This is a genomic window from Mesorhizobium sp. CA8 (genome assembly GCF_020164955.1).
Taxonomy (GTDB): Bacteria; Pseudomonadota; Alphaproteobacteria; order Rhizobiales; family Rhizobiaceae; genus Mesorhizobium.
This window is the reverse complement of record NZ_JAIUHG010000036.1, coordinates 17968-43177: the sequence shown is the minus strand read 5'-3', so window position 1 is coordinate 43177 and position 25210 is coordinate 17968. Positions and strand designations below refer to the sequence as shown.

Annotated in this window: 27 protein-coding genes; 22 read left to right on the top strand and 5 right to left on the bottom strand. The window is 64.4% G+C overall.

All coding sequences use genetic code 11. From position 1 onward, the window contains the following. Position 1 precedes the first annotated feature (1 nt). The 9 genes from LB553_RS28070 (at position 2) to lpdA (ending at position 9671) form a co-directional block, all read left to right on the top strand. On the top strand, positions 2-373 hold the full coding sequence (locus LB553_RS28070) for a cupin domain-containing protein (protein WP_224518089.1): 372 nt from the start codon (positions 2-4) through the stop codon (positions 371-373). A 3-nt stretch (positions 374-376) separates the two neighbouring features. Further along, a complete protein-coding gene (locus LB553_RS28065; protein ID WP_224518087.1) occupies positions 377-874 on the top strand; it encodes a DUF1579 family protein in 498 nt (165 codons plus the stop codon). A 12-nt stretch (positions 875-886) separates the two neighbouring features. Beyond that, positions 887-1789, top strand: coding sequence for a succinate--CoA ligase subunit alpha (gene sucD / locus LB553_RS28060; protein WP_095820284.1), 903 nt, complete (start codon positions 887-889; stop codon positions 1787-1789). 129 nt (positions 1790-1918) lie between these two features. After that, on the top strand, positions 1919-4906 hold the full coding sequence (locus LB553_RS28055; protein ID WP_224518085.1) for a 2-oxoglutarate dehydrogenase E1 component: 2988 nt from the start codon (positions 1919-1921) through the stop codon (positions 4904-4906). A gap of 63 nt (positions 4907-4969) precedes the next feature. Further along, positions 4970-6262, top strand: coding sequence for a 2-oxoglutarate dehydrogenase complex dihydrolipoyllysine-residue succinyltransferase (gene odhB / locus LB553_RS28050; RefSeq protein ID WP_224518083.1), 1293 nt, complete (start codon positions 4970-4972; stop codon positions 6260-6262). Positions 6263-6350: 88 nt separating this feature from the next. Further along, complete coding sequence (locus LB553_RS28045) at positions 6351-6983, top strand: DUF4241 domain-containing protein (protein ID WP_224518081.1); 633 nt, start codon at positions 6351-6353, stop codon at positions 6981-6983. A gap of 29 nt (positions 6984-7012) precedes the next feature. Beyond that, positions 7013-7489: a hypothetical protein gene (locus LB553_RS28040; protein WP_412033384.1), complete on the top strand. Its 477-nt coding sequence runs from the start codon at positions 7013-7015 to the stop codon at positions 7487-7489. Then, positions 7486-8241, top strand: coding sequence for an SDR family oxidoreductase (locus LB553_RS28035; RefSeq protein ID WP_224518077.1), 756 nt, complete (start codon positions 7486-7488; stop codon positions 8239-8241). Before LB553_RS28040 ends, LB553_RS28035 begins: the two co-directional genes overlap by 4 nt. Before the next feature lie 23 nt (positions 8242-8264). After that, a complete protein-coding gene (lpdA, locus tag LB553_RS28030; RefSeq protein WP_224518075.1) occupies positions 8265-9671 on the top strand; it encodes a dihydrolipoyl dehydrogenase in 1407 nt (468 codons plus the stop codon). Between the two features lie 538 nt (positions 9672-10209). Here lpdA and LB553_RS28025 read toward each other — a convergent pair. Both LB553_RS28025 and LB553_RS28020 read right to left on the bottom strand, forming a co-directional pair. Then, positions 10210-11274, bottom strand: a complete 1065-nt coding sequence (locus LB553_RS28025; RefSeq protein ID WP_224518073.1) for a TraB/GumN family protein — start codon at positions 11272-11274, stop codon at positions 10210-10212. 94 nt (positions 11275-11368) lie between these two features. After that, entirely contained in the window at positions 11369-12307 is a 939-nt protein-coding gene (locus LB553_RS28020) for a tyrosine recombinase XerC (RefSeq protein WP_224518070.1), read from the bottom strand. A 113-nt stretch (positions 12308-12420) separates the two neighbouring features. On the opposite strand from LB553_RS28020, the gene rimM reads away from it, so the two are divergent. After that, positions 12421-13020 (top strand): ribosome maturation factor RimM, encoded by a 600-nt coding sequence (gene rimM, locus LB553_RS28015; RefSeq protein WP_224518068.1) that lies wholly within the window; start codon positions 12421-12423, stop codon positions 13018-13020. Further along, the gene (trmD, locus tag LB553_RS28010) at positions 13017-13715 is read left to right on the top strand and encodes a tRNA (guanosine(37)-N1)-methyltransferase TrmD (protein ID WP_224518067.1); all 699 of its coding nucleotides are present in this window, start codon (positions 13017-13019) and stop codon (positions 13713-13715) included. The genes rimM and trmD overlap by 4 nt, the downstream gene beginning before the upstream one ends. Here trmD and LB553_RS28005 read toward each other — a convergent pair. After that, positions 13697-14449, bottom strand: coding sequence for a sulfite exporter TauE/SafE family protein (locus LB553_RS28005; RefSeq protein ID WP_224518065.1), 753 nt, complete (start codon positions 14447-14449; stop codon positions 13697-13699). The genes trmD and LB553_RS28005 overlap by 19 nt on opposite strands. 342 nt (positions 14450-14791) lie before the next feature. On the opposite strand from LB553_RS28005, the gene rplS reads away from it, so the two are divergent. The 7 genes from rplS (at position 14792) to leuC (ending at position 20895) form a co-directional block, all read left to right on the top strand. After that, positions 14792-15313, top strand: a complete 522-nt coding sequence (rplS, locus tag LB553_RS28000) for a 50S ribosomal protein L19 (protein ID WP_095769549.1) — start codon at positions 14792-14794, stop codon at positions 15311-15313. A gap of 155 nt (positions 15314-15468) precedes the next feature. Further along, positions 15469-15888: an organic hydroperoxide resistance protein gene (locus tag LB553_RS27995; protein ID WP_224518063.1), complete on the top strand. Its 420-nt coding sequence runs from the start codon at positions 15469-15471 to the stop codon at positions 15886-15888. Then, positions 15885-16385 (top strand): MarR family winged helix-turn-helix transcriptional regulator, encoded by a 501-nt coding sequence (locus tag LB553_RS27990; RefSeq protein WP_224518061.1) that lies wholly within the window; start codon positions 15885-15887, stop codon positions 16383-16385. Before LB553_RS27995 ends, LB553_RS27990 begins: the two co-directional genes overlap by 4 nt. Positions 16386-16556: 171 nt before the next feature. Further along, on the top strand, positions 16557-17354 hold the full coding sequence (locus LB553_RS27985; RefSeq protein ID WP_224518059.1) for a basic amino acid ABC transporter substrate-binding protein: 798 nt from the start codon (positions 16557-16559) through the stop codon (positions 17352-17354). 261 nt (positions 17355-17615) lie between these two features. Then, on the top strand, positions 17616-18428 hold the full coding sequence (locus tag LB553_RS27980; protein WP_224518057.1) for an amino acid ABC transporter permease: 813 nt from the start codon (positions 17616-17618) through the stop codon (positions 18426-18428). Positions 18429-18549: 121 nt separating this feature from the next. Then, positions 18550-19200, top strand: coding sequence for a class I SAM-dependent DNA methyltransferase (locus LB553_RS27975; RefSeq protein WP_224518055.1), 651 nt, complete (start codon positions 18550-18552; stop codon positions 19198-19200). 285 nt (positions 19201-19485) lie between these two features. Next, positions 19486-20895 (top strand): 3-isopropylmalate dehydratase large subunit, encoded by a 1410-nt coding sequence (leuC, locus tag LB553_RS27970; RefSeq protein WP_224518053.1) that lies wholly within the window; start codon positions 19486-19488, stop codon positions 20893-20895. Positions 20896-20958: 63 nt separating this feature from the next. Here the strand turns inward: leuC and LB553_RS27965 are convergent, their stop codons facing one another. Beyond that, positions 20959-21264 carry a hypothetical protein gene (locus tag LB553_RS27965; RefSeq protein WP_224518051.1) on the bottom strand — a complete coding sequence of 102 codons (306 nt, stop codon included), beginning with the start codon at positions 21262-21264 and terminating at the stop codon, positions 20959-20961. Positions 21265-21424: 160 nt separating this feature from the next. Between LB553_RS27965 and LB553_RS27960 the strand changes: the two genes are divergently transcribed. Further along, positions 21425-22621, top strand: a complete 1197-nt coding sequence (locus LB553_RS27960; RefSeq protein ID WP_224518049.1) for a sensor domain-containing diguanylate cyclase — start codon at positions 21425-21427, stop codon at positions 22619-22621. 167 nt (positions 22622-22788) lie between these two features. Here the strand turns inward: LB553_RS27960 and LB553_RS27955 are convergent, their stop codons facing one another. Next, the gene (locus LB553_RS27955; RefSeq protein ID WP_224518047.1) at positions 22789-23142 is read right to left on the bottom strand and encodes a hypothetical protein; all 354 of its coding nucleotides are present in this window, start codon (positions 23140-23142) and stop codon (positions 22789-22791) included. 359 nt (positions 23143-23501) lie between these two features. Between LB553_RS27955 and LB553_RS27950 the strand changes: the two genes are divergently transcribed. From LB553_RS27950 to sdhD, 3 genes are all read left to right on the top strand, one after another. Beyond that, entirely contained in the window at positions 23502-24023 is a 522-nt protein-coding gene (locus LB553_RS27950) for a hypothetical protein (protein WP_224518045.1), read from the top strand. A 367-nt stretch (positions 24024-24390) separates the two neighbouring features. Further along, positions 24391-24813 (top strand): succinate dehydrogenase, cytochrome b556 subunit, encoded by a 423-nt coding sequence (gene sdhC, locus LB553_RS27945; protein ID WP_224518043.1) that lies wholly within the window; start codon positions 24391-24393, stop codon positions 24811-24813. Next, positions 24813-25208, top strand: coding sequence for a succinate dehydrogenase, hydrophobic membrane anchor protein (gene sdhD, locus LB553_RS27940; protein ID WP_224518041.1), 396 nt, complete (start codon positions 24813-24815; stop codon positions 25206-25208). Before sdhC ends, sdhD begins: the two co-directional genes overlap by 1 nt. Positions 25209-25210 lie beyond the last annotated feature (2 nt).

Below are 25210 nucleotides of genomic sequence, written 5' to 3'. Positions count from 1 at the left end.
GATGCCTCCGCGCAAGATAAACCTGGTCGAGGCGGCGGATCGGACGATCACCAAGGTCTTCGATCCGCATGTCGCCGGCGACGTCAACGATGCCCAAGCCAAGGTCGCCAAGTTCGGCGAAGTCTTCGACTGGCATGCGCATGACAATGAGGACGAGGCCTTCCTGGTGTTGCGCGGCCGGATCGCCATCGATTTCCGCGACGGGCCGGTCGAGCTCGGCGAGGGCGACTTCATCGTCGTGCCACGCGGCGTCGAGCACCGGCCGCGTTCGCTGACGAAGGAGCCGGTGGTGCTGATGTTCGAGCCGGCGACGACCTTGAACACCGGCAATGCCCGGAGCGATCTCACCGTCACCGACCTGAAGCGGCTGTGAGCCATGAACGCGTCGCCCTTCTCTTCCCTCTCGGACGGTCACCAACGCTTGCAGGCGCTGGTCGGCGCGTGGCGCGGCGAGGAAGAGATTGCGGCAACGCAATGGACCGATGCCGGCGCGGCGACTGCGGAAGTGCAGGCGGAGGCCGAGTTCGGCGGTCTGTTCGTGGTGCAGCGCTATCGCCAGCGCCGCGACGGCACCGTCTCGTTCGGCGCGCATAATGTGTTCGGTTTCGACCAGCAGAGCGGCCTCGTCACCATGCATCAGTTCGACTCGATGGGATTCGTGCCGATGTCGCCGGCTACCGGCACGTGGAACGGCAGCGAGCTGATGCTGGAACGCTCATCGCCGCGCGGCGCCGCCAGCGTGACATACGGTTTTGACGGCGCCGATACCTACCGCATGAAACTTCAGTTCAAGCCCGCCGGCAGCGATGCATGGCAAGACATGGTGAGCGGCCTCTACCAGCGCGTCTCGCCTTCCTCGATCAACGGTTTTTAGAAAAGGGCCGCGATGTCCATTCTCGTCGACAAGAACACCAAGGTGCTGGTTCAGGGTCTGACCGGCAAGACCGGCACGTTCCACACCGAGCAGGCGCTGGCCTATCACGGCACCAAGATGGTGGGCGGCATCCATCCGAAGAAGGGTGGCGAGACCTGGACCGGTTCGAAGGGCGAAAGCCTGCCGATCTTCGCCACGGTAGCCGAGGGCAAGGCCAAGACCGGCGCCAACGCCTCCGTCATCTATGTGCCGCCGGCGGGCGCGGGCGAGGCCATCATCGAGGCGATCGAGGCCGAGATCCCGCTCATCGTCTGCATCACCGAAGGCATCCCGGTGATGGATATGGTCAAGGTCAAGGCGCGGCTCGACCGCTCCACCTCGCGGCTAATCGGCCCGAACTGCCCGGGCGTGCTGACGCCCGATGAATGCAAGATCGGCATCATGCCCGGCAACATCTTCCGCAAGGGCTCGGTCGGCGTTGTTTCGCGCTCGGGAACACTTACCTATGAGGCAGTCTTCCAGACCACCAATGTCGGCCTCGGCCAGACCACGGCGGTCGGCATCGGCGGCGACCCGGTCAAGGGCACCGAATTCATCGATGTGCTGGAGATGTTCCTCGCCGACGACGAGACCAAGTCGATCATCATGATCGGCGAGATCGGCGGCTCGGCCGAGGAAGACGCCGCGCAGTTCCTCAAGGACGAAGCCAAGCGCGGCCGCAAGAAACCGATGGCGGGCTTCATCGCCGGGCGCACGGCGCCGGCCGGCCGCACCATGGGCCATGCGGGCGCGGTAATCTCGGGCGGCAAGGGCGGCGCGGAAGACAAGATCGCGGCGATGGAATCGGCCGGCATCAAGGTTTCGCCGTCGCCGGCGCGGCTCGGCACGACGCTGGTCGAGGCGATCAAGGGTTAAGGCAGTAAGGGAGTAGGGGATAGGAAAAGCGGGATACGCGGCACCAATTGCCGCTTTCCCTACTGCCCTACTCCCCTATTCCCTTACGCCCCTCCAACTAAGGAGACGGAGCCAGGCTCCGCAGACAAAATGGCAAGACAAGATCAGGCCAACGACCAATTCTCGCTCACCTCATTCCTCTATGGCGGCAATGCCGGCTATATCGACGCGCTCTATGCCGCCTATGAGGACGATCCGGCTTCGGTCGACCCGGAGTGGCAGGATTTCTTCGCCGCGCTGAAGGACGACGCGGGCGACGTGCGCAAAAACGCCAAGGGTGCCTCCTGGGCGAAGCCTTCCTGGCCGCTCACGGCCAACGGCGAGCTGGTCTCGGCGCTCGACGGCAATTGGGATTTGGTTGAAAAGGCGGTCGAAAAGAAGGTCAAGGAAAAGGCCGTCGTCAACGGCGCCGTGCTTTCCGACGCCGACGTGCACCAGGCGACGCGCGATTCCGTGCGCGCCATCATGATGATCCGCGCCTACCGCATGCGCGGCCACCTGCACGCCAATCTCGACCCGCTCGGCATCGCCAAGCCGCTCGAGGATTATAACGAGCTGTCGCCGGAGAATTACGGCTTCACCGAAGCCGATTACGACCGGCCGATCTTCCTCGACAATGTGCTGGGGCTCGAATTCGGCACCATCCGGCAGATGCTGGACATCCTGACCCGCACCTATTGCTCGACGCTCGGCGTCGATTTCATGCACATCTCCGATCCGGAAGAGAAGGCTTGGATCCAGGCGCGCATCGAAGGCGCCGACAAGGAGATCACCTTCACCGCCACCGGCAAGAAGGCGATCCTGTCGAAGCTGATCGAGGCCGAGGGCTTCGAGCAATATATCGACGTCAAGTACAAGGGCACCAAGCGTTTCGGCCTCGACGGCGGCGAGTCGCTAATCCCGGCGCTTGAGCAGATCGTCAAGCGCGGCGGCCAGCTCGGCCTCAAGGAAATCGTGCTCGGCATGGCGCATCGCGGCCGCCTCAACGTGCTTTCCCAAGTGATGGCCAAGCCGCACCGCGCCATCTTCCACGAATTCAAGGGCGGCTCGGCGGCTCCCGACGAGGTCGAGGGCTCGGGCGACGTGAAGTACCATCTCGGCGCCTCGTCAGACCGCGAGTTCGACGGCAACAAGGTGCATCTGTCGCTGACGGCCAATCCCTCGCATCTGGAAATCGTCGACCCCGTCGTGATGGGCAAGGCGCGCGCCAAGCAGGATCAGTTGTCCGGCCGCGAGCGCGGCGAGATCGTGCCGCTGTCGGAACGCGCCAAGGTCATGCCGCTCTTGCTGCATGGCGACGCCGCCTTCGCCGGCCAGGGCGTGATCGCCGAAATCCTCGGCCTGTCGGGGCTGCGCGGCCATCGCGTCGCAGGCACGCTGCATTTCATCATCAACAACCAGATCGGCTTCACCACCAATCCGCGCTTCTCGCGCTCTTCGCCCTATCCGTCGGATGTGGCCAAGATGATCGAGGCGCCGATCTTCCACGTCAACGGCGACGATCCGGAAGCGGTGGTGCATGCCGCGAAGGTCGCGACCGAGTTCCGCATGAAGTTCCACAAGCCGGTGGTGGTGGACATGTTCTGCTACCGCCGCTTCGGCCACAATGAGGGCGACGAGCCGTCCTTCACCCAGCCGATCATGTACCGCAATATCCGCAACCATAAGACGGTGGTGCAGATCTATGCCGACCGGCTGATCGCCGAAGGCCACGTCACCCAGGCCGAGGTCGACAAGATGCGGGCCGACTGGCGGGCGCACCTCGAAGCCGAATGGGAAGTCGGCCAGCACTACAAGCCCAACAAGGCCGACTGGCTGGACGGCGCCTGGTCGGGCCTGCGGACCGCCGATAACCAGGACGAACAGCGGCGCGGCAAGACCGCCGTGCCGGTGCGCACGCTGAAGGAGATCGGCAAGAAGCTGACCGAGGTGCCGAAGGATTTCGAGGCGCACAAGACCATCCTGCGCTTCCTCGAAAACCGCCGCCAGGCGATCGAGTCGGGCGAAGGCATCGACTGGTCGACGGCCGAGGCGCTGGCCTTCGGCGCCATCCTGCTCGATGGCAATCCGATCCGGCTTTCCGGCCAAGATTCGGAACGCGGCACCTTCTCGCAGCGCCATTCGGTGCTTTACGACCAGCGCGACGAGACCCGCTATATCCCGCTGAACAATCTCTCGGCGGCGCAGGCCGGCTATGAGGTCATCAACTCGATGCTCTCGGAAGAGGCGGTGCTCGGCTTCGAATACGGCTACAGCCTGGCCGAGCCCAAGGCACTGACGCTGTGGGAAGCGCAGTTCGGCGACTTCGCCAATGGCGCCCAGGTGGTGTTTGACCAGTTCATCTCATCGGGCGAGCGCAAGTGGCTCCGCATGTCGGGTCTCGTCTGCCTGCTGCCGCATGGCTATGAGGGCCAGGGGCCGGAGCACTCGTCGGCGCGGCTGGAGCGCTTCCTGCAGCTCTGCGCGGAAGACAACATGCAGGTCGCCAACGTCACCACGCCGGCCAATTATTTCCATATCCTGCGCCGACAGCTGAAGCGCGACTTCCGCAAGCCGCTGATCCTGATGACGCCGAAGTCGCTGCTGCGCCACAAGCGCGCGGTGTCGACGCTGTCGGAGATGTCCGGCGAAAGCTCGTTCCACCGACTGCTTTGGGACGATGCGCAGCTCTTGGCCGACCAGCCGATCAAGCTGGTGAAGGACTCCAAGATCCGTCGCGTCGTGCTGTGCTCGGGCAAGGTCTATTACGACCTCTACGAGGAGCGCGAGAAGCGCGGCATCAACGACATCTACCTGCTGCGCGTCGAACAGCTCTATCCGTTCCCGGCCAAGGCGCTGATCACCGAGCTGTCGCGTTTCCGCAATGCCGAGATGGTGTGGTGCCAGGAGGAGCCCAAGAACATGGGCGCCTGGTCGTTCATCGATCCGTATCTCGAATGGGTGCTGGCGCATATCGACGCCAAGCATCAGCGGGTGCGCTACACCGGCCGGCCGGCCTCGGCCTCGCCGGCGACAGGGTTGATGTCGAAGCATCTCAGCCAGCTGGCCGCGCTGCTCGATGACGCGCTCGGCGAATAAGGGCGCTGGGCGGGTAAGCAGACCGGACGAAAACAGACCTCAAGAAGACAACGGACAGGCACAATGGCTACCGAAATCCGCGTCCCCACTCTCGGCGAATCCGTCACCGAGGCGACTGTCGGCAAGTGGTTCAAGAAGGTCGGCGACGCGATCGCCGCCGACGAGCCCCTGGTCGAGCTCGAAACTGACAAGGTGACGGTGGAAGTGCCTGCAGCCGGCGCCGGAACGCTGGCCGAGATCGCGGTCAAGGAAGGCGAGACGGTCAATGTCGGCGCGCTGCTCGGCTCGATTTCGGCGGGCGGCGCGGCCGCCGCTCCCGCCACCAAGCCGCAGGCGGTGGCGCAGGCTTCCAGCCCGGACGCCGCGTCCACCACCAAGCAGGCCGCGGCCGAAACCGCCAAGATGGCCGGCGACGCCGGTCCGGTCGAGCCGCGCACCATGCCGCCGGCGCCGGCTGCGGCCAAACTGATCGCGGAACACAATCTCTCGGTCGACCAGCTGTCCGGTTCCGGCAAGCGCGGCCAGGTGCTGAAGGGCGATGTGCTCGACGCCATTGCCAAGGGCGCGCCGTCGCAGCCGGCCGAGACGCCGAAGGCAGCTCCGGCTCCGGCTCCGGCGCCCGTCGCGGCCCGTGCGCCGTCCACGGCCGAGGATGCGCCGCGCGAGGAGCGCGTGCGCATGACCAAGTTGCGCCAGACCATCGCGCGCCGCCTGAAGGAAGCGCAGTCCACCGCCGCCATGCTCACCACCTTCAACGAGGTGGATATGAGCGCGGTGATGGCGCTGAGGGCCAAATACAAGGACGTCTTCGAAAAGAAGCATGGCGTGAAGCTCGGCTTCATGGGCTTCTTCACCAAGGCGGTGACGCATGCGCTGAAGGAGATCCCGGCGGTCAATGCCGAGATCGACGGCACCGATATCATCTACAAGAATTTTGCCCATGTCGGCGTCGCTGTCGGCACCGACAAGGGCCTGGTGGTGCCGGTGGTGCGCGATGCCGACCAGATGTCCATCGCCGAGATCGAGAAGGAGATCGGCCGGCTGGGCCTCGCCGCGCGCGACGGCAAGCTGTCAGTGGCGGATATGCAAGGCGGGACGTTCACGATTTCTAACGGTGGTGTTTACGGGTCGCTGATGTCGACGCCGATCCTGAACGCGCCGCAGTCGGGCATTCTCGGCATGCATAAGATCCAGGAGCGGCCGGTGGTCGTCGGCGGGCAGATCGTCATCCGCCCGATGATGTATCTGGCGCTCAGCTACGACCACCGCATCGTCGACGGCAAGGAAGCAGTGACCTTCCTGGTGCGCGTCAAGGAAAGCCTGGAGGATCCCGAGCGGCTGGTGCTCGATCTGTGATCGGAGCCGATCCGCAATGAGTGGTCGGTCAGATGCCTTACGCCGATTCCTTCGGCGTGGACGTGTCTGGCTTTTCTCCGACTTGCCCGTGGTCGCTTCGCCCGCCGATTGGGAGGCCTCCGAGATCAGCAGCAACCTCGGCGTCTTCGCTCTCAGCTCTGCCGAGATGGCGGAACGGAAGATCACCGTCACCACGATCGGTGAGCTTGAATTGCCCACCGGCGAAATCGTTGCCTGCGACCCGCTCATCACCGGACTGGGACGGCCGCCATTTAGCCGCAAGGTAAAGCCGGGGCGCTACCCGGTCATATTGCTTCAGGTTCGGACCAAGATTGCCGTGGCGGCATTGCGTTTCGGCTCTGGCTTGCCGGTGCGTTGGGAATTGGCCACCTTTGCTCGAGACCGTCCATCGGGCTATGAGTTTGAATTTATCGTTGATGACGCGGTTGCGTCGTTTATGGACAAGTCGTTCCTCACGATAATGTCTGACCAAGAGGAACTTGACGACTATCTCGCCGACGTCGCGTGCACTATCGACAGGTTTTGTATCGACAGTCCGATTGAAGGCAACCCGATCAATGTAGCCATGTTCGACACTGGCTATGGCGACGGCGCGTATCGGTCTTTCTGGGGGTTGGACGCATCCGGCGAACCACTGCTCCTGATGACCGACTTCGAAGTGCTCGAAAACGCCGATGGCCGTAACGAGGCCGATCGATGAGGATACTTGCCTCACCCATAATCCGGTGGATGGCTAGATCGGCGGTTTTGTTGTCGGCTTCCGGCGCCCAGGCCGCCTGCCCTATCCAGCTTGCCGTCTATGGCGAGGCCCGGAGTGGCGCCGACATCGACTTCGCGCCGGCCGGCAGCTCGGCGACGATCACCAACAATTTCCGCATGATCCTCGACAACAATGTCGTGCTCGACGGCATCGCGATGTGGACTGAAGGCAGCGCCGCGCGGCCGCATGGCTCGCTGATGTACAAATGCCCGGCCGGCGACGTCACCGGCGATGAGCTTGCCGCCTGCACGGTCTGGGAAGGCGTCATCTACAGCGCCGACGAAAAGGGCGGCGTTGGCCTGCTGCCGGCCGAAGGCGCCGACGCGCCGAAAAGCCTGATCTTTCCCGATCTCGGGCCGTCGCTCGAAATGTCGGCCGCCTATGGCCCTGCCGGCTTCTCCAAAGTGCCATGGGACATTTTCGTGCTGAAAGGCTGCCAGGAATGAGCGCGGACAGGAAGACGCTGCTGGTCACCGGCGGCAGCCGCGGCATCGGCGCCGCCATCTGCCGGCAGGCGAACCAGGCCGGCTACCGCGTGGCGGTCAACTACGTTTCCAACCAGGCGGCGGCGGACACGCTTGTTGCCGAGCTCAAGGCCGCAGGCAGTGAGGCTTTCGCCGTCAAGGGCGATGTCGGCAACGAGGCCGATGTCCTGGCGATGTTCGAAGCCGTCGACCGGGCCTTTGGCCAGCTCGACGCCTTCGTCAACAATGCCGGGATCGTCGACGTCAAAGCGCGGGTCGACGAGATGAGCATGGCGCGGCTGGAGCGCATGATGCGCATCAATGTCGTCGGCTCCTTTCTTTGCGCCCGCGAGGCGGTGAAGCGCATGTCGACGCGGCATGGCGGCAGGGGCGGCGCCATCGTCAACTTGTCCTCGGCGGCGGCCAGGCTGGGATCGCCCGGCGAATATGTCGACTATGCCGCCTCGAAGGGCGCGATCGACACCATGACCATCGGGCTCGCGCGCGAAGTCGTGCTGGAGGGCATTCGCGTCAACGCGGTCAGCCCCGGCATCACCGAGACCGAAATCCACGCCTCGGGCGGCCAGCCCGACCGTGTGGCGCGGATGCAGGATTTGCTGCCGATGAAACGCGCGGGAACGGCCGACGAAGTCGCCAGCGCGGTTCTCTATCTAATGTCGGACGCGGCCTCCTATATAACGGGCGCGATCCTGAATGTGAGCGGCGGCCGCTAAGGGCCAGACCAGAAGGAACCATCATGGCTTATGACGTCGTAATCATCGGATCGGGACCGGGCGGCTATGTCTGCGCCATCAAGGCTGCGCAGCTTGGGCTGAAGACGGCTGTGGTCGAGAAGAACGCCACCTTCGGCGGCACCTGCCTCAACATCGGCTGCATTCCCTCGAAGGCATTGCTCTATGCTTCCGAGATGTTCGCCGAGGCCGGCCATGCTTTCGATACGCTCGGCATCGAGCTGCCGTCGCCGAAGCTCAATCTGAAGAAGATGATGGCGCATAAGGACGCGACGGTCGCGTCCAACGTCAACGGCGTCGCCTTCCTGTTCAAGAAGAACAAGATCGATTCCTTTCGCGGCACCGGCAAGGTGGTTTCCGCCGGCAAGGTTTCGGTGACCGGCGAGGACGGCAAGGTCGAGGAAATCGAGACCAAGAACATCGTCATCGCCACCGGTTCCGATGTCGCCGGCATTCCCGGCGTCAAGGTCGATTTCGACGAGAAGGTGATCGTCTCCTCCACCGGCGCGCTGTCGCTGGCCAAGGTGCCGGCCAGCTTGGTGATGGTCGGTGGCGGCGTCATCGGGCTGGAGCTCGGCTCGGTGTGGGCCCGGCTCGGCGCCAAGGTCACGGTGGTCGAGTTCCTCGACAACATCCTCGGCGGCATGGACGGCGAGGTGTCGAAGCAGTTCCAGCGGCTCCTGTCCAAGCAGGGTTTCGAGTTCAAACTCGGCGCCAAGGTCACCGGCGTCGCCAAGGGCAAGAAGGGCGCTACCGTCACCTTCGAACCGGTCAAGGGCGGCGCGGCGGAAACCATCGAGGCTGATGTGGTGCTGGTTGCCACCGGGCGGCGGCCCTATGCCGACAGCCTGGGGCTGAAGGAAGCGGGCGTCGAGGTCGACGAGCGCGGCCGGGTCAAGACCGACGGGCATCTCAGGACCAATGTTCCCGGCATCTATGCCATCGGCGACGTGATCGCCGGGCCGATGCTGGCGCACAAGGCCGAGGACGAAGGCGTCGCGGTGGCCGAGACGATCGCCGGCCAGGCCGGCCATGTGAACTACGACGTCATCCCGAGCGTCGTCTACACCAGCCCGGAAATCGCTTCGGTCGGCAAGACCGAGGAAGAGCTGAAGAAGGCCGGCATCGACTACAAGGCCGGGAAATTCCCGTTCAGCGCCAATGGCCGCGCGCGCGCCATGCTGCACACCGACGGCTTCGTGAAGATCTTGGCCGACAAGGCGAGCGACCGCGTGCTCGGCGTCCATATCGTCGGCTTCGGCGCCGGCGAGATGATCCACGAGGCGGCGGTGCTGATGGAATTCGGCGGTTCGTCCGAAGACCTGGCGCGGACCTGCCACGCGCATCCGACGATGTCGGAAGCGGTGAAGGAAGCGGCGCTGGCGACGTTCTTCAAGCCGATTCATATCTGACCGCGCGATAGGCGGCGAACGCAGCTCGCAAACGAAACGGCCCGCCTTTCGGCGGGCCGTTTGTTGTTAGGTGCAGCCCGATCACTGAGCCGGAGCTGGCGCCGGAGCCGGAGTCGGGGCCGGCGAGGGTGCAGGAGCTGGGGCTGGCGCCGGAGTGGGCGTAGGCGCAGGAGCCGGAGTTGCCGGCGCTGGTTCAGGCGTTGCAGGCGCCGGAGCGGGCGTGCTGGCTGCAGGCGGCTCGGAAGTCGCCGGGGCGTGCTCGCCGCCGCTTCTGCCGAAGACATAATACGCAACAATGGCCAGGATAATGACAACAAGGGCGATCAGCCACCCGCTGCCGCCACCACCGCCACGCGATGTGGGAGGCGTGCTCGAAGGGGTGTAGGGATCGTTAGGGTTCGCCATGAAACGTGTCCTCCTTGGATGAAAGTCATCAAAATAACAGCCATCAACGCGCTGAGCCCGCATCGGGTTTCACGCGAACGGACGGAAAGCGCTGAAAAACCGGCGTTTTCAGGTCCGCCAGCCGCCAGACGACTCAGTTGACGGCGGTAACACTATACCCTGCCTTGCGAAAATCCTCGACCAGTCCTTCCGGACCGGGCAGATGCATGGCGCCGATGGCCATGAAGACATTGCCCTTGGCCAAAATCGGCCCGGCATGCGCGGCCATCACCTTGTTGCGGCTGGTGATCATGGTCTGCTCGAAGGCGGCATAGCCGGCCTTGTCGTCCGCCGTCTCCGGCAGCACGGCGCGGAACAGCGGCCAGAACATGCCGACCTCGCCGCGCTGGTAGAGCACAATCATCGTTTCGTTGACGTCGTTCACCTTGTCGCCGAGCTTCATCGTCTCGACCAGGCTCTTCATGTGGAATTCGAGCGGCAGCGAAGCCATGGCGCGCAGCTGATCGACGGCGGTCTCGAGCCCTTCGACGTCTTTTCCCGAAGCCTTGGCCTCCGAAGCCAGTTTGACGTCCAGCACGGGTTCGCCGGCGCTCTGGCGCGCCACTTCGCAGGCCGGCAACGCCATCATCGCCGACAGGATCCACGGCTTCATCTTGGCGACCGTCGCCGGCGGAATGCCGCGCGCGTCGAGCCCCTTGTTCAGCGCCGCCGCGTCGTCCGGCGACAAGAGCGACGACAAGGTGGTGTTGTCGGTGAACATCATCAGGCCGGGTTCGCTGGCCATGGCGGCCATCATCTTGGCCTTGTCCATCGCGTCGGTGGTCTCGATGACGATGGTGCCGGCGCCGTCATAGGCCTTTTGCGCGGCGGCCGGCAGCGTGGTGACGCGCGTATCGGTCATGTGCATGGTGCCGAACAGGTAGGACGGTTTTTCGCCGGGCTTCTCCAGCTTCCACAATAGGCCCTTGCCGTTGGGAACGGCCGCCGCTTCGGTCTCGACCTTCTCGAAGGCGACGGGATCGTTCTTCTCCAGCGCGGTCAAAAGATCGGTGCCGGCGCAATTGGGCGCCTCGGCATGGGCCCGGCCGGCGAGCAGTAGAACGACGAGGAAAGACAAAAAGAACAACACGTTGAGCGCTGCAAGCAGCTTCAACGAGACAAGGGCCGCGCGGTCGGCAATGGCGATGACGCGTTTCATGAAGAAGCGTCTTAGCGCTGAAAAGCGGCAAAACGGTTAATCGAGAGACTGAAATTGTCTCCGGTCCGGTGAGCCGCGTGGCTTCGCGGCGGTTTCACGCCCTTGGATGTGCCTTCTCATAGATGTCGAGCAGCCTCGCGGTGTCGACGCCGGTGTAGATCTGCGTGGTCGACAGGCTGGCGTGGCCGAGCAGCTCCTGGATGGTGCGCAGGTCTCCGCCGCGGCCGAGCAGATGGGTAGCGAAGGAATGCCGCAGGGCGTGCGGGGTCGCGGTGTCGGGCAGGTTGAGCGCTGAGCGGAGCTTCGCCATCTCGCGCTGGACGATGGCCGGGTTGAGCGGGCCGCCGCGGGCACCGCGAAACAGCAGGCCCTCGGGACCGATATGGAACGGGCAGAGCCGGCGGTATTCGGCGACTGCCCTGCGGGCCACCGGCAGCACAGGCACCAGCCGCGTCTTGCCGCCCTTGCCGGTGACGCGCAGCACGGTGTCGGCTTCCGTGGCCAGATCGGCGCCGGTCAGGCCGAGCGCTTCGGAGATGCGAAGGCCGGAGCCGTAAAGCAGCGTCAGCACGGCGGCGTTGCGGGCGGCGATCCATGGCTCTTCCGCGAGCTGGCCTTCCACGGCCACGACTTGTTTCGCGTCGCTTGCCGTCAGCGGCTTGGGCAATGACTTCGGCTGGCGCGGCGCGCGCAGTGCCGCCGCCCCAGCCGCGTTGACCATCCCGCGTTTTTCGAGAAAGCGCAGCAACGAGCGGATGCTGGCTAGGCCGCGCCCCAGCGTGCGGGCGCCGGCGCCTTCATTGCGCCGCGCGGCGAGGAAGCCGCGCAAATCGGCCGGCCGCAGGTCGGCGATGTCGGAGATACCCGGCGCGCCGCCGCAATGTCCGGTTAAAAAATGCAGGAATTGACGCGTGTCGCGCTCATAGGCCTCGACGGTCTCCGGCGACAAACGGCGCTCATGCGCCAGCGCCTTCAGCCAGGTCTCGCGCGCCGCCTGAAGGTCGGGTTTGGCCGGGATGAGGAATTCCTGCATGGGCTTTTTCCGTTTTTTGGCAGTTTCGAACGTGCGGGTTAGGAAGCGGTGAAGAGGCCGTCATTGAAATGACGGCTTGAGGGTATTAGAGCAGGGCAAAGGAAGCGCCGCCGATGTCGAAGCTCGAAAATCCCGTACAGATGGCCGTGATCGGTGCCGCGCACGGCCTAAAGGGCGAATTGCGGGTGAAGACCTTCACCGGCGATCCAATGGCGCTGGCCGATTACGGCCCGCTTTATGCCAGGGACGGCCGCGCCTTCCAGATCACCGATATCAGGCCTGCCGGGACTGTGGTGGTGGTGCGTTTCAAAGGCGTCGGTGACCGCAACGCCGCCGAGGCGCTTGCCGGCACCGAGCTTTTCGTCGACCGCTCGGTGCTGCCCGATGAAGGCGAGGAAGACGAGTTCTATCACGCCGATCTCATCGGCCTCGATGTCAAGGACGATACGGGTGTCATCGGCAAGATCGTCGCCGTGCACAATTTCGGCGGCGGCGACATACTCGATGTCACTCTTGCCGGCCGCAAGGGCGTGCTGATCCCGTTCACGCAGGCCGCGGTTCCGCATGTCTCGATCGCCGACGGTTTTGTCGAGGTCAACCCGCTGGCGGCGGGGCTGGTCGAGGATGAGGAAGATGGGGCGGCTCCTGGTCGTTCCGGCTTCGATCCTAAGGGCAGGCCGCGCGGGCCGAAGGATGCCGGGGGCAACCGTTGAGCTTTGCCGCCTCGGTGCTGACGCTCTACCCGGAGATGTTTCCGGGCGCGCTTGGGCTTTCGATCGCCGGCCGGGCGCTGGAGGCCGGCACGTGGTCGCTCGAAGCGATCCAGATCCGCGATTTCGCCACCGACAGGCATCGCACCGTCGACGACACGCCGGCCGGCGGCGGTGCCGGCATGGTGATGCGCGCCGATGTGCTGGCCAAGGCGATCGACCACGCCGCGCCTTCGGGTGATCCGCGCCCGCGCCTGTTGATGAGCCCGCGCGGCAACCCGCTGACGCAGGCGCGTGTGCGCGAGCTCGCCGCCGGGCCGGGCGCGGTCATCCTGTGCGGTCGCTTCGAAGGAGTCGACCAGCGGCTGATCGAGGCGCGAGAACTGGAAGAGGTCTCGATCGGCGATTTCATCCTGTCGGGCGGCGAGCCGGCAGCACTTGTGCTGCTCGATGCCGTGGTGCGGCTGCTGCCGGGCGTCATGGGCAATGCCGTCTCGGGCGAGGAAGAAAGTTTCGAGAACGGGCTGCTCGAGCATCCGCACTATACGCGGCCGCAGGAGTTCGAAGGCAGGCCGATTCCGGACGTGCTGATCTCCGGCAACCACAAGAAGATTGCCGAATGGCGGCGCGCCGAGGCCGAGAAGCTGACGCGGGAGCGGCGGCCTGACTTGCTGCGCGCTCAGCCCTTGGTGAAATAGTACAAGGCCAAGAACAGGCCGACGGCGACGACGAAGCCGCGCACAAGGCCTTGCGGCACGCGCTTGGCCATCCAGACGCCGGCATAGCCGCCGAGCGCCCCGCCCGGGATCATGACGATCGCCTGCGGCCAGGCGACGACGCCGCCCGAAACGAAAACCAGGATGGCGATGGCGGCGATGACCACAGCCAGCATGTTTTTCAGCGCGTTGAGCCGGTGGTAGTCGCCGGCCTGCGTCAGGCCGAGAGTGGCGAGCATCATCACGCCCATGCCGGCGCCGAAGAAGCCGCCATAGACGGACGTCGCGAACTGGGCCAGCGATCCGGCGAATGAGCCGACCTTGGCTTCGGCGCCAGGTTTGGGCGCCGGTTTCAGCCATGGCCCGGCCGCGAAGAGCGCGGTCGCGGCGATCAGCAGCCAAGGCACCAGGGCGCGGAAAGACGGATTGGAGAGCGCAAGCAGGATGAGTGAGCCGGCCAGCGCGCCGAAGGCGGAGATGACGCAGAGCAGCAACGCCTGGCGCCAGAAATGCCTGATGTCGTCGAGATAAGCGAGCGTCGAGGTGATGTAGCCGGGAAACTGCGTCACCGAGGAGGTGGCATTGGCGACGATCGGCGGCACGCCGACCAAGCTCATGGCGCCGAAGGTGACGAAGGTGCCGCCGCCGGCGACGGCATTGACCGCGCCGGAGACAAAACCCGAGAGAAAGAGCAAGGCGGCATCGAAAAAAGTCATTTTCCCCGCTTAAGAAGCTTGCAAGCCGCGCGCAACCCGGCACGGCCGCAGTAAATGTGGGGCCATGGACGCAAGAACCCTCAAAGCTCTTGTTTCGGTACATGTCGTCGTCCCGGAACCGCGCACAGTTCCGGGCGACATGCATTAGGGCGTGACAAAGCGGCAAAATGGCTGTATGTGCCCGCCCGAACCGGAAGAACGATCTTCTGGACCCGTCAACAAGTGCGGTGTAGCCGTCCCTGCCCGATGTTTCGACAAAGGGCATAGCCGAGCGGTCATTTGAACTGCAAGGCGAGCTGAGGACGCTCTGACTGTCGGAAGAACAAGAAGTGGATATTTGAGATGGATCTCATCCGTCAGCTCGAGGCCGAACAGGCCGCCAAGATCGAAGCCAAGCGCAAGCTGCCCGAATTCCAGCCGGGCGACACCGTGCGCGTCCAGGTACGCGTCACCGAAGGCACCCGCACCCGCGTCCAGGCCTATGAGGGCGTCGTCATCGCCCGCGCCGGCTCGGGCTTCCAGGAGAATTTCACCGTACGCAAGATTTCCTACGGCGAAGGCGTGGAGCGGGTTTTCCCGGTCTACTCGCCGATGGTCGAGGGCGTCGAGATCGTGCGCCGCGGCAAGGTTCGCCGCGCCAAGCTCTATTACCTGCGCGACCGTCGCGGCAAGTCGGCCCGTATTTCGGAAAACACCGGCGTGCGCGCCCGCAAGCTGAACGATGAAGAGCGCGATGCGCTGAACGCCGAACGCGCCCGCATCGAGGCCGAAAAGGTCGCCGCCGCCCAGGCGCTGGCCGCCGAGACGGCCGCCAAGGAAGCCGCCGAGAAAAAGGCTGCCGCCGAGGCCGCTTCGGCCGAATAAGGTTTTTGCGAGACAGGTTTCGGAAAGGCGGCTTCGGCCGCCTTTTTCGTTTTCACCGAGCTGTGATCGCGCGCCTCCAGAAAACCGATCCGGCGGGTTGACGGACAATTATCTTGTACACTAAATAATAGCGTACGATATAATGGAGATTGAAAATGTCTGCACTCTACACCGCCCAGGCTCATGTCACCGGCGGCCGCAACGGTCACGGCGAAACCAGCGACGGCCTGCTCAAGGTCGATCTGGCGATGCCGAGGGAACTTGGCGGCGAGGGCGGCGCCACCAATCCCGAGCAGCTTTTCGCCGTCGGCTATGCGGCCTGTTTCGAGAGCGCGGTGCGTTTTGTCGCCCGCCAGCAGAAGCTGCCGCTGCAGGACGCTTCCGTCACCTCCACCGTCAGTCTTTATCCGAACGGCCAGGGCGGCTTCAGGCTCGGCGTTTCGCTGGAGGCGGAGATCAAGGGGCTTGATCAGGCGGGCGCCGAGGCGCTTGTATCGGAAGCGCACAAGATCTGCCCCTATTCCAACGCCATCCGGGGCAATATCGACGTGGCGCTCTCGGCAAAGGCTGCATGACAACGAAGACCGAAACAAGGACCAAGCAAACCCCGGCGCAAGACGCCGGGGCGATCGAAGTGCCGCGCCTCGACCAGCAGCTCTGCTTCGCGCTCTATTCGGCAAGCGGGCTGATGACCAAGCTTTACCGGCCGCTGCTCGATCCGCTCGGCGTCACCTATCCGCAATATCTGGCGATGCTGGCGCTATGGCAGCATTCGCCGAGCACGATCGGAGAACTCGGCGCAGCGCTGGGGCTCGATTCGGCTACGCTGACGCCGCTGATTAAGCGGATGGAAGCGGGCGGCCTGGTGACGCGCCGCCGCGATAGCGCCGACGAGCGCCGCGTGCTGGTCGAGCCGACCCCCAAGGGTGAGGCGCTGCGGGCGAAGATGAAGGACGTGCAGGAGGGGCTCAGCTGCGGCATGCCGCTGGAGCGGACCGAGCTGAAAGCCCTGCACGGCACCCTGACACGACTGGTCGCCGGGTTGCGCGAGGCCACGGCCGATCGGGACTGATCGCCGTAACCGTCGTCCCGAAAACCTTCGCCGAAGAGCATCGGAATTCACATTCACGCGCCGTGGCAGTGCGGAGCGGCTTGCAAGGCGCTTGCGGCAAGCTAAAGTCGGCGCCGGTTTTCTCTTGGCGCGCGAACATCGCGCGGCCAAATCACATTCGGGGAGCTTGTCATGACCAAGTCGAAACTGCTGCTGGCCGCCATGGTGGCCTGGCTTCTCGCGCCCGTCGCGGCGCTCGCCGACAACCTGCCCGATCTCGGCGGCAAAAAGGTCGTGGTGGTGACGGAAAACGCCTATCCGCCGCTGCAGTTCATCGACAAGAAGACCGGCAAGCAGATCGGCTGGGAATATGACGCGATGGACGAGATCGCCAAGCGGCTGAACTTCAAGGTCGAATACCAGAACACCTCCTGGGACGCGATGATCCAGGCGGTTTCCGACAACCAGTACAACATCGGCATGACCGGCATCACCATCAAGGACGACCGCAAGGAGAAGGTCGACTTCTCCGATCCCTATATGCGCTCGGAGCAGTTCATGCTGGTGCGCGGCGACGAAAGCCGCTTCACCGACGCAAAGAGCTTCGCCGCCTTCAAGGACGGCCTGATCGGCGCCCAGCCGGGCACCACGCCCTTCTACACCGCTGTCTACAGCGTGCTCGACGGCAACGAGCAGAATCCGCGCATAAAGCTGTTCGAAACGTTCGGCGCGACCGTGCAGGCGCTGAAATCGGGCGACGTCGACGTGGTGCTCACCGACGGCACCGCCGGCCAGGGCTATGTCGATGCTTCCGAAGGCAAGCTGAAGCTGATCGGCGGGCCGCTCGGCACCGAGGACTTTGGCTTCATCTTCCCGAAGGGCTCGGACCTGGTGAAGCCGGTCAATGCCGCCATCGCTTCGCTGAAGGCCGACGGCACGTTCGACAAGCTCAACAAGAAGTGGTTCCTCGATTACAAAATGGGGCAGTGAGCTCGTCTTGTTGCGCGCAGTGGGTTTGCAGGAAATTGCGCTGACCTTGCGCCAAGGCCCCCCTCTCTGGCCTGCCGGCCATCTCCCCCTCAAGGGGGGAGATCCGACGTCGCGCCAGCTTTCGCTAATCTCCAACGCTGCAGGATGGGCGGTGAGGCCGACGCTGCCAATCTCCCCCCTTGAGGGGGAGATGTCCGGAAGGACGGAGGGGGATCTCGTAGAGCGCTGCCATCGCAAAAATAGCCGCGATGGCATCGCCTGATGGCAGCGCTCGCATCCACCTCCAAACCCGAATTCCCCTGGTGGCTGGCCGCTGCGCTCGTGCTGGCATTGGCCGCCGCTGTCGCCATCGCGTCCAGCGACCTCTATGCGCAAGTCTTCGCCACCGTCACCAAGGGCATCGGCATCACCATCTTCGTGACGGCGGTCGCGTTCGCGCTTGCCTCCGCGCTCGGGCTCGGCATCGCGCTGATGGCGCTGTCGGGATCGCAGTGGCTGCGCCAGATCGCGCGTTTCTATGTCGAGATCATCCGCGGCGTGCCGATCCTGGTGCTGTTGTTCTGGATCGCCTTTGCCGGCGCGCCGGCCTTCGTCGCCGCCTGGAATGCGCTGACCGCGCCACTGCAGAGCGCCGGCCTGATGGGCGAGCTGCTGGTGCGCGACGTCTCGCTGCTCTGGCGCGCCGTCATGGCTTTGACCATCGGCTACTCGGCCTTCATCTCGGAAGTGTTCCGCGCCGGCATCCAATCGGTCGAGAAGGGCCAGATCGAGGCGGCCAAGGCGCTTGGGCTTAGCCGAGTCCAGCGTTTCCGGCTGATCGTCTTTCCACAGGCGATCCGCACCATCCTGCCGCCGCTCGGCAACGACTTCGTCGCCATGGTCAAGGATTCCTCGCTTGTCTCGGTGCTCGGCGTCGCCGACATCACCCAGATGGGCAAGGTTTATGCCGCGGGCTCGTTCCGCTTCTTCGAGACCTATTCGATCGTCGCCTATATCTATCTGATCCTCACCGTCGGCCTATCGCTGGCGCTGCGGGCGCTGGAACAGCGGCTGCGCCGCCAGCATCAGGAATAGCCGGCAGCAAAAGTCCGCGCTGCCTCTTCGTTTTTGACGCAATTCCGGACGGAAAACCGGTTCCCACTTTTCCTGGAATTGCTCTAGCTTGGGTCATGTGCATCCGGCGGAGGAGACGCCCATGAATTTCGACAAAGCCAATGCGGCGCTGGATTCCGTCTATTCGGCCGACTCGCCGGAAGGGCTCGCAAAGGCCTATGCCGACTGGGCGGCGACTTACGACAGCGAGACCGCCTCGCTGGGCTACCTTTTGCCTTTCCTCATCACCGCCTGGGTGGCGCGGCACGTGCCGGTGGGCGAAGGTCCGTTGCTCGACGCCGGCTGCGGCACCGGCCTGTCGGGGTCGTCGCTGAAGGCTTTGGGCTATGGCGATATAGCCGGGCTCGACCTCTCGGACGACATGCTGAAGATCGCCGGCAGCCGCCAGGCCAATGGCAAGCCGGCCTATAGCGAGCTGAAGAAGGCGATGCTCGGCGGCCCGCTACCCTGGCCCGACCGGCATTTCCGCGCCTTCTTCTCGACCGGCGTCTTCACCATCGGCCACGCGCCGGCTTCCGGCCTGCGCGAACTGGTGCGCATCACCAAGAGCGGCGGCCACGCCATCTTCACCGTGCGCGACCAGGTTTTCGAGAGCGGCGGCTTCCAGGCAGTGTTCGACGAGCTGTCAGAGGTGAGGAAATGGCGCCTGGTCGAGGAGAGCCCGTGGTTCCGCTGCTATGCCATCGGCGATCCGGAAGCGCTGGTGAAGACGTTTGTGTTCGAGGTGGTTTGAATAAGCTTGGGCCACCTCTCCCCACTTCGTGGGGCGAGGAACCAGGTTCCGGCCGCTAATTGCCGAAAAGCCAAAACATTGCTATCTACCGCGCCATGGAAAAGCTTTTCAGCGATCCGGCCTATAAGGGTTTCGTGCTGCAGGACAGAAAGCGCCTGCCGTCGCGCTTTTCCGCGCGGGTCTGCGGCGCGCTCACCAGCCGACTTCGCTGAACCGACCGATCGCAGTCGTCGCGCCGGATTGCCGGCGTCCTTTTCCCATTCTCATATCGACGGATTTACGCACATGAGCGCACCGCGCACCCTCTACGACAAGATCTTCGACGACCACACGGTCGACCGTCAGGACGACGGCACCTGCCTGCTCTATATCGACCGCCACCTCGTGCACGAGGTCACCAGCCCGCAGGCCTTCGAGGGCCTGCGCATGAGCAACCGCAAGGTCCGCCATCCGGAAAAGACGCTGGCCGTGGTCGACCACAACGTGCCGACCTCGCCCGAGCGCAAGTTCGGCATCAAGAACGAGGAGAGCCGCATCCAGGTCGAGGCGCTGGCCAAGAATGCCAAGGATTTCGGCATCGAATATTATTCCGAGAACGATATCCGCCAGGGCATCGTCCACATCATCGGGCCGGAGCAAGGCTTCACGCTGCCGGGCATGACCATCGTCTGCGGCGACAGCCACACCTCCACGCATGGCGCGTTCGGCGCATTGGCGCATGGCATCGGCACGTCTGAGGTCGAGCATGTGCTGGCCACGCAAACGCTGATCCAGCGCAAGGCCAAGAACATGCTGGTGCGCGTCGACGGCCAGCTGCCGGAAGGCGTCACCGCCAAGGACATCATCCTCGCCATCATCGGCGAGATCGGCACGGCGGGCGGCACCGGCTATGTCATCGAATATGCGGGTGAGGCGATCCGCTCGCTGTCGATGGAAGGCCGCATGACGATCTGCAACATGTCGATCGAAGGCGGTGCCCGCGCCGGCCTGATCGCGCCGGACGAGACGACCTTCGCCTATGTCAAGGACAAGCCGCGCGCCCCGAAGGGCGCCGCCTGGGATGCAGCGCTCGCCTATTGGAAGACGCTGCAGTCCGACGAAGGCGCGCATTTCGACAAGGTCGTCGTGCTCGACGCGCAAAAACTGCCGCCGATCGTCTCCTGGGGCTCCTCGCCCGAGGACGTCGTCTCGGTGCAGGGCATCGTGCCCGATCCGCAAGAGATTGCGGACGAAAACAAGCGTACCTCGAAGATCCGGGCGCTCGACTATATGGGGCTGACGCCTGGAACCAAGATCACCGACATCGCGCTCGACCGCGTCTTCATCGGCTCCTGCACCAATGGCCGCATCGAGGACCTGCGCGCCGCCGCCAAGGTGGTCGAGGGCAAGAAGGTCAATCCGCGCGTCAACGCCATGATCGTGCCGGGCTCGGGCCTGGTCAAGGAACAGGCGGAGGCCGAAGGGCTCGACAAGATCTTCGTCGCCGCCGGCTTCGACTGGCGCGAACCTGGCTGCTCGATGTGCCTGGCCATGAATGACGACCGGCTGAAGCCGCATGAACGCTGCGCTTCGACCTCGAACCGCAATTTCGAGGGCCGGCAGGGCTTCAAGGGCCGCACCCATCTGGTGTCGCCGGCCATGGCGGCGGCCGCCGCGATCGCCGGTCATTTCGTCGACATCCGCGACTGGAAGTAACAGCCGACTGCGTCTCTCAACAAAGGCTCGGACAGGACGTCCGGGCCTTTTGCTTTCAGCGCTCTATCTGCGAATGATCTCGTGAAACTCCTCGCGCCGGCCGGGCTCGTCGGCGGCGACGACCAAGGCCAACTGCCGCTCGTCGAAAATCCTGAACCACTCGTCCCACTCCACGAGCTCGTAGCCGCCGGCGTTGATCGGACGCTCCGGGCGGTCGGTGTCTTCATAGGCCTGCTGCCCAAAAACCAGCCGCAGCATGGGCTGCGTTCCCGCCTCGGGCGAGACGTCGACGATGGCCGGGAAGCCGGCGCGCGCCGCCGCCCAGGAGCGGATTTCATCGTGGTTCGTCAAAGTGATCGTGCCCGCCATCTCGATCGTCTCCCGTCTGGCGTCTCCTGTCTGGCCGGACAACGCCGCACCAGCAGGCCGGTTCCGCGAGGCATGCGATGTATCTATCGAGACTTAACCGCTTGTTTGGGCTTGCGTCCTAGTATCTCCCGCTGGGTAAGTTGGGAAAAGTCGCAGTCCTTTGGACACCGGTCTGCTCATAGCGCTGCTCAATCCGACGATAGCGCTGGCGCTCGGCGCTGCGTTTCTCGTGCTGTGGTCCTATCAGGGCCATCGACCCTATCTGGCCGCGCTTGGCGCGAGCTACTGCCTGTCGGCGCCGGGTTTCCTGCTGCAATATTTCACGCTTCCGATCGGCGTGGCGCTGACCAAGCTCGTTTCCAACATCTGCTTCACGATCGCGGCCTGCTGCCTCTCGAGCGCGATCATCGCGCGCTACGGGCGGCGCGTGCCCTATGTCGCTATCGCAATCATGACCGGAGGCGGGCTCGCCGCCTTCATCTGGTTCATGTTCGTCCAGCCGGACCTCACCTGGCGCGTGCTTGTCATGAATTTCGGTTTCGGCGCGCTCAGCCTGCTGGTCGCCGCGGAACTGAGAACGGTGCGCCGCAACGGTCCGACCGAAAAGATCCTGCTCGCGCTGTCGCTGCTTTCCGGGCTGAACTTCATTGCGCGCACGCTGATCGTCGTCATCGCGCACGGGCCGTTCCCCGGCTATGACGGCTTCTACGGCTCGTCCTACTGGACGACGGCGCTGCTTTCGCACGCGCTTTTGTCGCTGCTGATCGCGCTTAGCCTGTTCACGGCGGCGGCGCTCGACGTGATGAAGACCTTGAAGGCCGAGACCCATACCGACCCGCTCTCCGGCATCCTCAACCGCCGCGGCTTCGAGGAGAGGGCGACCCTCTTGCTCGACCAGTGCGGCAAGGCCGGCTTTCCCGTCGCGCTGGTGCTTGCCGATCTCGATCACTTCAAGGCGCTGAACGACCAGCATGGGCATGAGGCCGGCGACCGGGTGATCGCCGACTTCGCCGCCAAGCTGCGCTCCGCCACCGGCGCGCGCGGGGCCGCCGGCCGCATCGGCGGCGAAGAGTTCGCCGTGCTTCTGCCGCTCAGCGACCTGGGGGCGGCAAGGCTCTTTGCCGAAGCGATCCGCGCCTTCTATTCGGCCGGCGCGATCGAGAGCCTGCCGCCCGGCGTCAGGGTGACCGCGAGCTTCGGCGTCGCCGCCCGCTCCGGCAGGGAAGGGCTGATGCCGCTGATGCGGCGCGCCGACGAGGCGCTCTACAAGGCCAAGAAGAACGGCCGGGACAGCGTGCGGCTTTCCTATGAGAGACCTGAAACCGCCTTCGCTGCCGAGCCGCTCGCCGTCGGCTGAGGCGGTCTGACGCGGAACGTCCGACGAAGGAGGATGTGGGTAGCGCCGACTTCAGCCTGATGATCAACCTTGTTGTCGCGAGGCTGCTGGGGTGCCGCGCGGTTGCCGTCCCCATGACACCAGGCGCGTGTCAGGCGCGCTGCGGCGGCGCCAAACGCCGACGGTCGTCAACGGCAAGGGTTGAGATTGGGCATCTCGCCGTCGGAAAGCCCGTACATATAGGAGCGCCCCTTGACCAGCACCGGCGGCTGGTAGCAGCCGGGCGCGCTGGCCTCGTCCGCATCGTCATAGGTCACACCCGGCTGGCCGCCGGTGTATTCGGAAAATTCCTTCGCGAGCTTGCCTTCGCCGACGATGATGCGCTTGTAGCCGGCGGCGCTGTCGATGACGAGATTGCCGAAGGAATCGGCATAGACACGGTCATGGTGGCGCAAGCCGGCTTCCGCCGGCGCGGCGATTGCCGTCACCAGCCCCGCGAACGCCGCGGCGGCAACGCCTGCCCGCACTGAATTCGAACGCATGTCGCTCTCCCTTGATCGGCGCGACGGATCGCGCCTGATTCCGGTTCGAATCGGAAATTAACCTTTTCTTAACCTTTGTTAAGAGGCGGGAGGTTTTCGGCGTCGCTTCTTAAGGAACATGGTTAATTCGAGGGCGGGCTTTCCCGGCGGCGGGGCGGCGTGGCGCAGGGCTGACTCCGGGTCAACTTGATCTTGCGGCGCCGCGTGGCTACAGCGGTCCACCGTTTCACGGAAAGGCAACCGCCTCTCTCTTTGTTTCGACGCAATTCCTGACGGAAGGCTAGAGCGAAAGCGCCCAACCCAACCGTTCACACTTTTCCTGGAATTGCTGTAGCGTGCCGCACACGAAAGGGCAGCGCATGAGCTTTGGCCACATGGTTCGGGTGTCGATCACCATCCCGCTGCTTCTTGCGGCTGCGGCCTGCGTGCCGCAGGACGGCGCGCCGAAGGCGGCGAATGCCGCTCCGCCGACCGCCGCTTCGCCTGCTTCGGCCTCGCCCTCCGCCGCACCCGTGGCGCGAACGGCAGCTGCAACGCCCCCGATACCTGCACCGGCCCCGACAGCGACAACCGCGCCGGCACCTGCGACGGCCAAGACGCCTGCGCCCGCGACCAAGATCGTCACCGACCTTACCGTGCCGCGATCCGGCGTAGGCACGGCCAGCTACAGATGCGGCAATGGCGGCATGATCACCATCCAGAATCTCGGCTCGTCGTTGCGCGTGGTCCGCCCCGATGGCTCGACCGAGGAATTCGCGGCCTCGCCCGCCAACCAGAGCAGCCGTTACCAGGAAGCGGCGACGCATGACGCAATCGTGATCGACGGACGCGAAGCGCTGGTGATGAAGAGAGGGTCCACCCCGCAGACTTGTCGGAGATAGCGGGTGGGCTGATCTTCAGGTGAGGCCGGCCTGCAAACGGCAGCTTCCTGTGGCTCCGGTGCTCACGTACCCGCTCCGCTCCGGTTCTCGGAACCTGTCGTTTTCGGCTCGGCCTGACCTGAATCTCAACCCACCCGGCGCGCGATCTTGTTGCACTGCAACGAATGCTGCGCCGGCGTCGAAACAGCCGCTAATCGATTGAAGCGCGCCAAGGCCAATTTGTCAGACTAAATGATGTTTCCAAAACGATTTTCCGGCTTTGACGCGGTGCAAAAAGCGCATTAGAAACCGGCTGTCCGGAGCCATATATGAGGGCGGCAAAGGCCGCATTCCCATCGCGGCTCCAGGATGCCGATCTGGGGGAGCCATGAGCAAATCACCAGCCACCCACACAGTTGCCAGACGTGAACGGCCGCTCTCGCCGCATCTGACGATCTACCGGCCGCCGATCACGATGACGATGTCGATCATCCATCGCATCACCGGCGGCGCGCTTTATTTCGGAACGCTGCTGGTGGCAGCGTGGCTGATCGCCGCTGCGAGCTCGCAGCCCGCCTTCGACTGGGTCAACTGGGCCTTCGGCTCCTGGCTCGGCAGGCTGGTTCTGTTCGGCTACACCTGGGCGCTGATGCACCACATGCTGGGCGGGCTGCGCCATCTTATCTGGGACACCGGCGCAGGACTGGAAAAACACACCGCGTCCAGGATCGCCTGGGCGACGCTCGCCGGTTCGATCGTGCTCACGCTTCTGATCTGGATCGCCGGCTATATGGCGCGGGGAGCATTCTGATGGCCGCCAACAATTCGGACATGCGCACGCCGCTGGCGAGAGTCCGCGGCCTCGGTTCGGCGCGCGAGGGCACCGGGCATTTCTGGCGGCAGCGGCTGACCGCCATCGCCAATATTCCTTTGATCCTGTTCTTCGTCGGCTTCCTGATCGCGGTCAACGGCCATGACTACGCGGATGTGCGGGCGGCGCTTGCGAACCCGTTCGTGGTGGTCATGCTCGGGCTGGTGCTGATCTCGCCTCTCTACCACATGCGCATCGGCATGCAGGTGATCATCGAGGATTACGTGCATGGCGAGGGCATGAAGCTGGCGCTGATCGCGCTCAACACGTTCTTCTGCGTGGCAGTCGGCGTCGCTTCGCTATTTGCCCTGCTCAAACTCGCATTCGGAGGCTGACG

What these genes read in the sequence shown, in the direction of transcription:
- LB553_RS28025 (WP_224518073.1), bottom strand. Translation starts at nt 11,274, where the DNA reads ATGAAACGCGTCATCGCCATTGCCGACCGCGCGGCCCTTGTCTCGTTG.
- LB553_RS28035 (WP_224518077.1), top strand. Translation starts at nt 7,486, where the DNA reads ATGAGCGCGGACAGGAAGACGCTGCTGGTCACCGGCGGCAGCCGCGGC.
- odhB (WP_224518083.1), top strand. Translation starts at nt 4,970, where the DNA reads ATGGCTACCGAAATCCGCGTCCCCACTCTCGGCGAATCCGTCACCGAG.
- LB553_RS27985 (WP_224518059.1), top strand. Translation starts at nt 16,557, where the DNA reads ATGACCAAGTCGAAACTGCTGCTGGCCGCCATGGTGGCCTGGCTTCTC.
- sucD (WP_095820284.1), top strand. Translation starts at nt 887, where the DNA reads ATGTCCATTCTCGTCGACAAGAACACCAAGGTGCTGGTTCAGGGTCTG.
- sdhC (WP_224518043.1), top strand. Translation starts at nt 24,391, where the DNA reads ATGAGCAAATCACCAGCCACCCACACAGTTGCCAGACGTGAACGGCCG.
- LB553_RS27995 (WP_224518063.1), top strand. Translation starts at nt 15,469, where the DNA reads ATGTCTGCACTCTACACCGCCCAGGCTCATGTCACCGGCGGCCGCAAC.
- LB553_RS27955 (WP_224518047.1), bottom strand. Translation starts at nt 23,142, where the DNA reads ATGCGTTCGAATTCAGTGCGGGCAGGCGTTGCCGCCGCGGCGTTCGCG.
- LB553_RS28065 (WP_224518087.1), top strand. Translation starts at nt 377, where the DNA reads ATGAACGCGTCGCCCTTCTCTTCCCTCTCGGACGGTCACCAACGCTTG.
- LB553_RS27990 (WP_224518061.1), top strand. Translation starts at nt 15,885, where the DNA reads ATGACAACGAAGACCGAAACAAGGACCAAGCAAACCCCGGCGCAAGAC.
- rplS (WP_095769549.1), top strand. Translation starts at nt 14,792, where the DNA reads ATGGATCTCATCCGTCAGCTCGAGGCCGAACAGGCCGCCAAGATCGAA.
- leuC (WP_224518053.1), top strand. Translation starts at nt 19,486, where the DNA reads ATGAGCGCACCGCGCACCCTCTACGACAAGATCTTCGACGACCACACG.
- LB553_RS27965 (WP_224518051.1), bottom strand. Translation starts at nt 21,264, where the DNA reads ATGGCGGGCACGATCACTTTGACGAACCACGATGAAATCCGCTCCTGG.
- LB553_RS28005 (WP_224518065.1), bottom strand. Translation starts at nt 14,449, where the DNA reads ATGACTTTTTTCGATGCCGCCTTGCTCTTTCTCTCGGGTTTTGTCTCC.
- LB553_RS27975 (WP_224518055.1), top strand. Translation starts at nt 18,550, where the DNA reads ATGAATTTCGACAAAGCCAATGCGGCGCTGGATTCCGTCTATTCGGCC.
- LB553_RS28070 (WP_224518089.1), top strand. Translation starts at nt 2, where the DNA reads ATGCCTCCGCGCAAGATAAACCTGGTCGAGGCGGCGGATCGGACGATC.
- LB553_RS27950 (WP_224518045.1), top strand. Translation starts at nt 23,502, where the DNA reads ATGAGCTTTGGCCACATGGTTCGGGTGTCGATCACCATCCCGCTGCTT.
- LB553_RS28020 (WP_224518070.1), bottom strand. Translation starts at nt 12,307, where the DNA reads ATGCAGGAATTCCTCATCCCGGCCAAACCCGACCTTCAGGCGGCGCGC.
- lpdA (WP_224518075.1), top strand. Translation starts at nt 8,265, where the DNA reads ATGGCTTATGACGTCGTAATCATCGGATCGGGACCGGGCGGCTATGTC.
- LB553_RS28040 (WP_412033384.1), top strand. Translation starts at nt 7,013, where the DNA reads ATGGCTAGATCGGCGGTTTTGTTGTCGGCTTCCGGCGCCCAGGCCGCC.
- sdhD (WP_224518041.1), top strand. Translation starts at nt 24,813, where the DNA reads ATGGCCGCCAACAATTCGGACATGCGCACGCCGCTGGCGAGAGTCCGC.
- LB553_RS27980 (WP_224518057.1), top strand. Translation starts at nt 17,616, where the DNA reads ATGGCAGCGCTCGCATCCACCTCCAAACCCGAATTCCCCTGGTGGCTG.
- LB553_RS28055 (WP_224518085.1), top strand. Translation starts at nt 1,919, where the DNA reads ATGGCAAGACAAGATCAGGCCAACGACCAATTCTCGCTCACCTCATTC.
- rimM (WP_224518068.1), top strand. Translation starts at nt 12,421, where the DNA reads ATGTCGAAGCTCGAAAATCCCGTACAGATGGCCGTGATCGGTGCCGCG.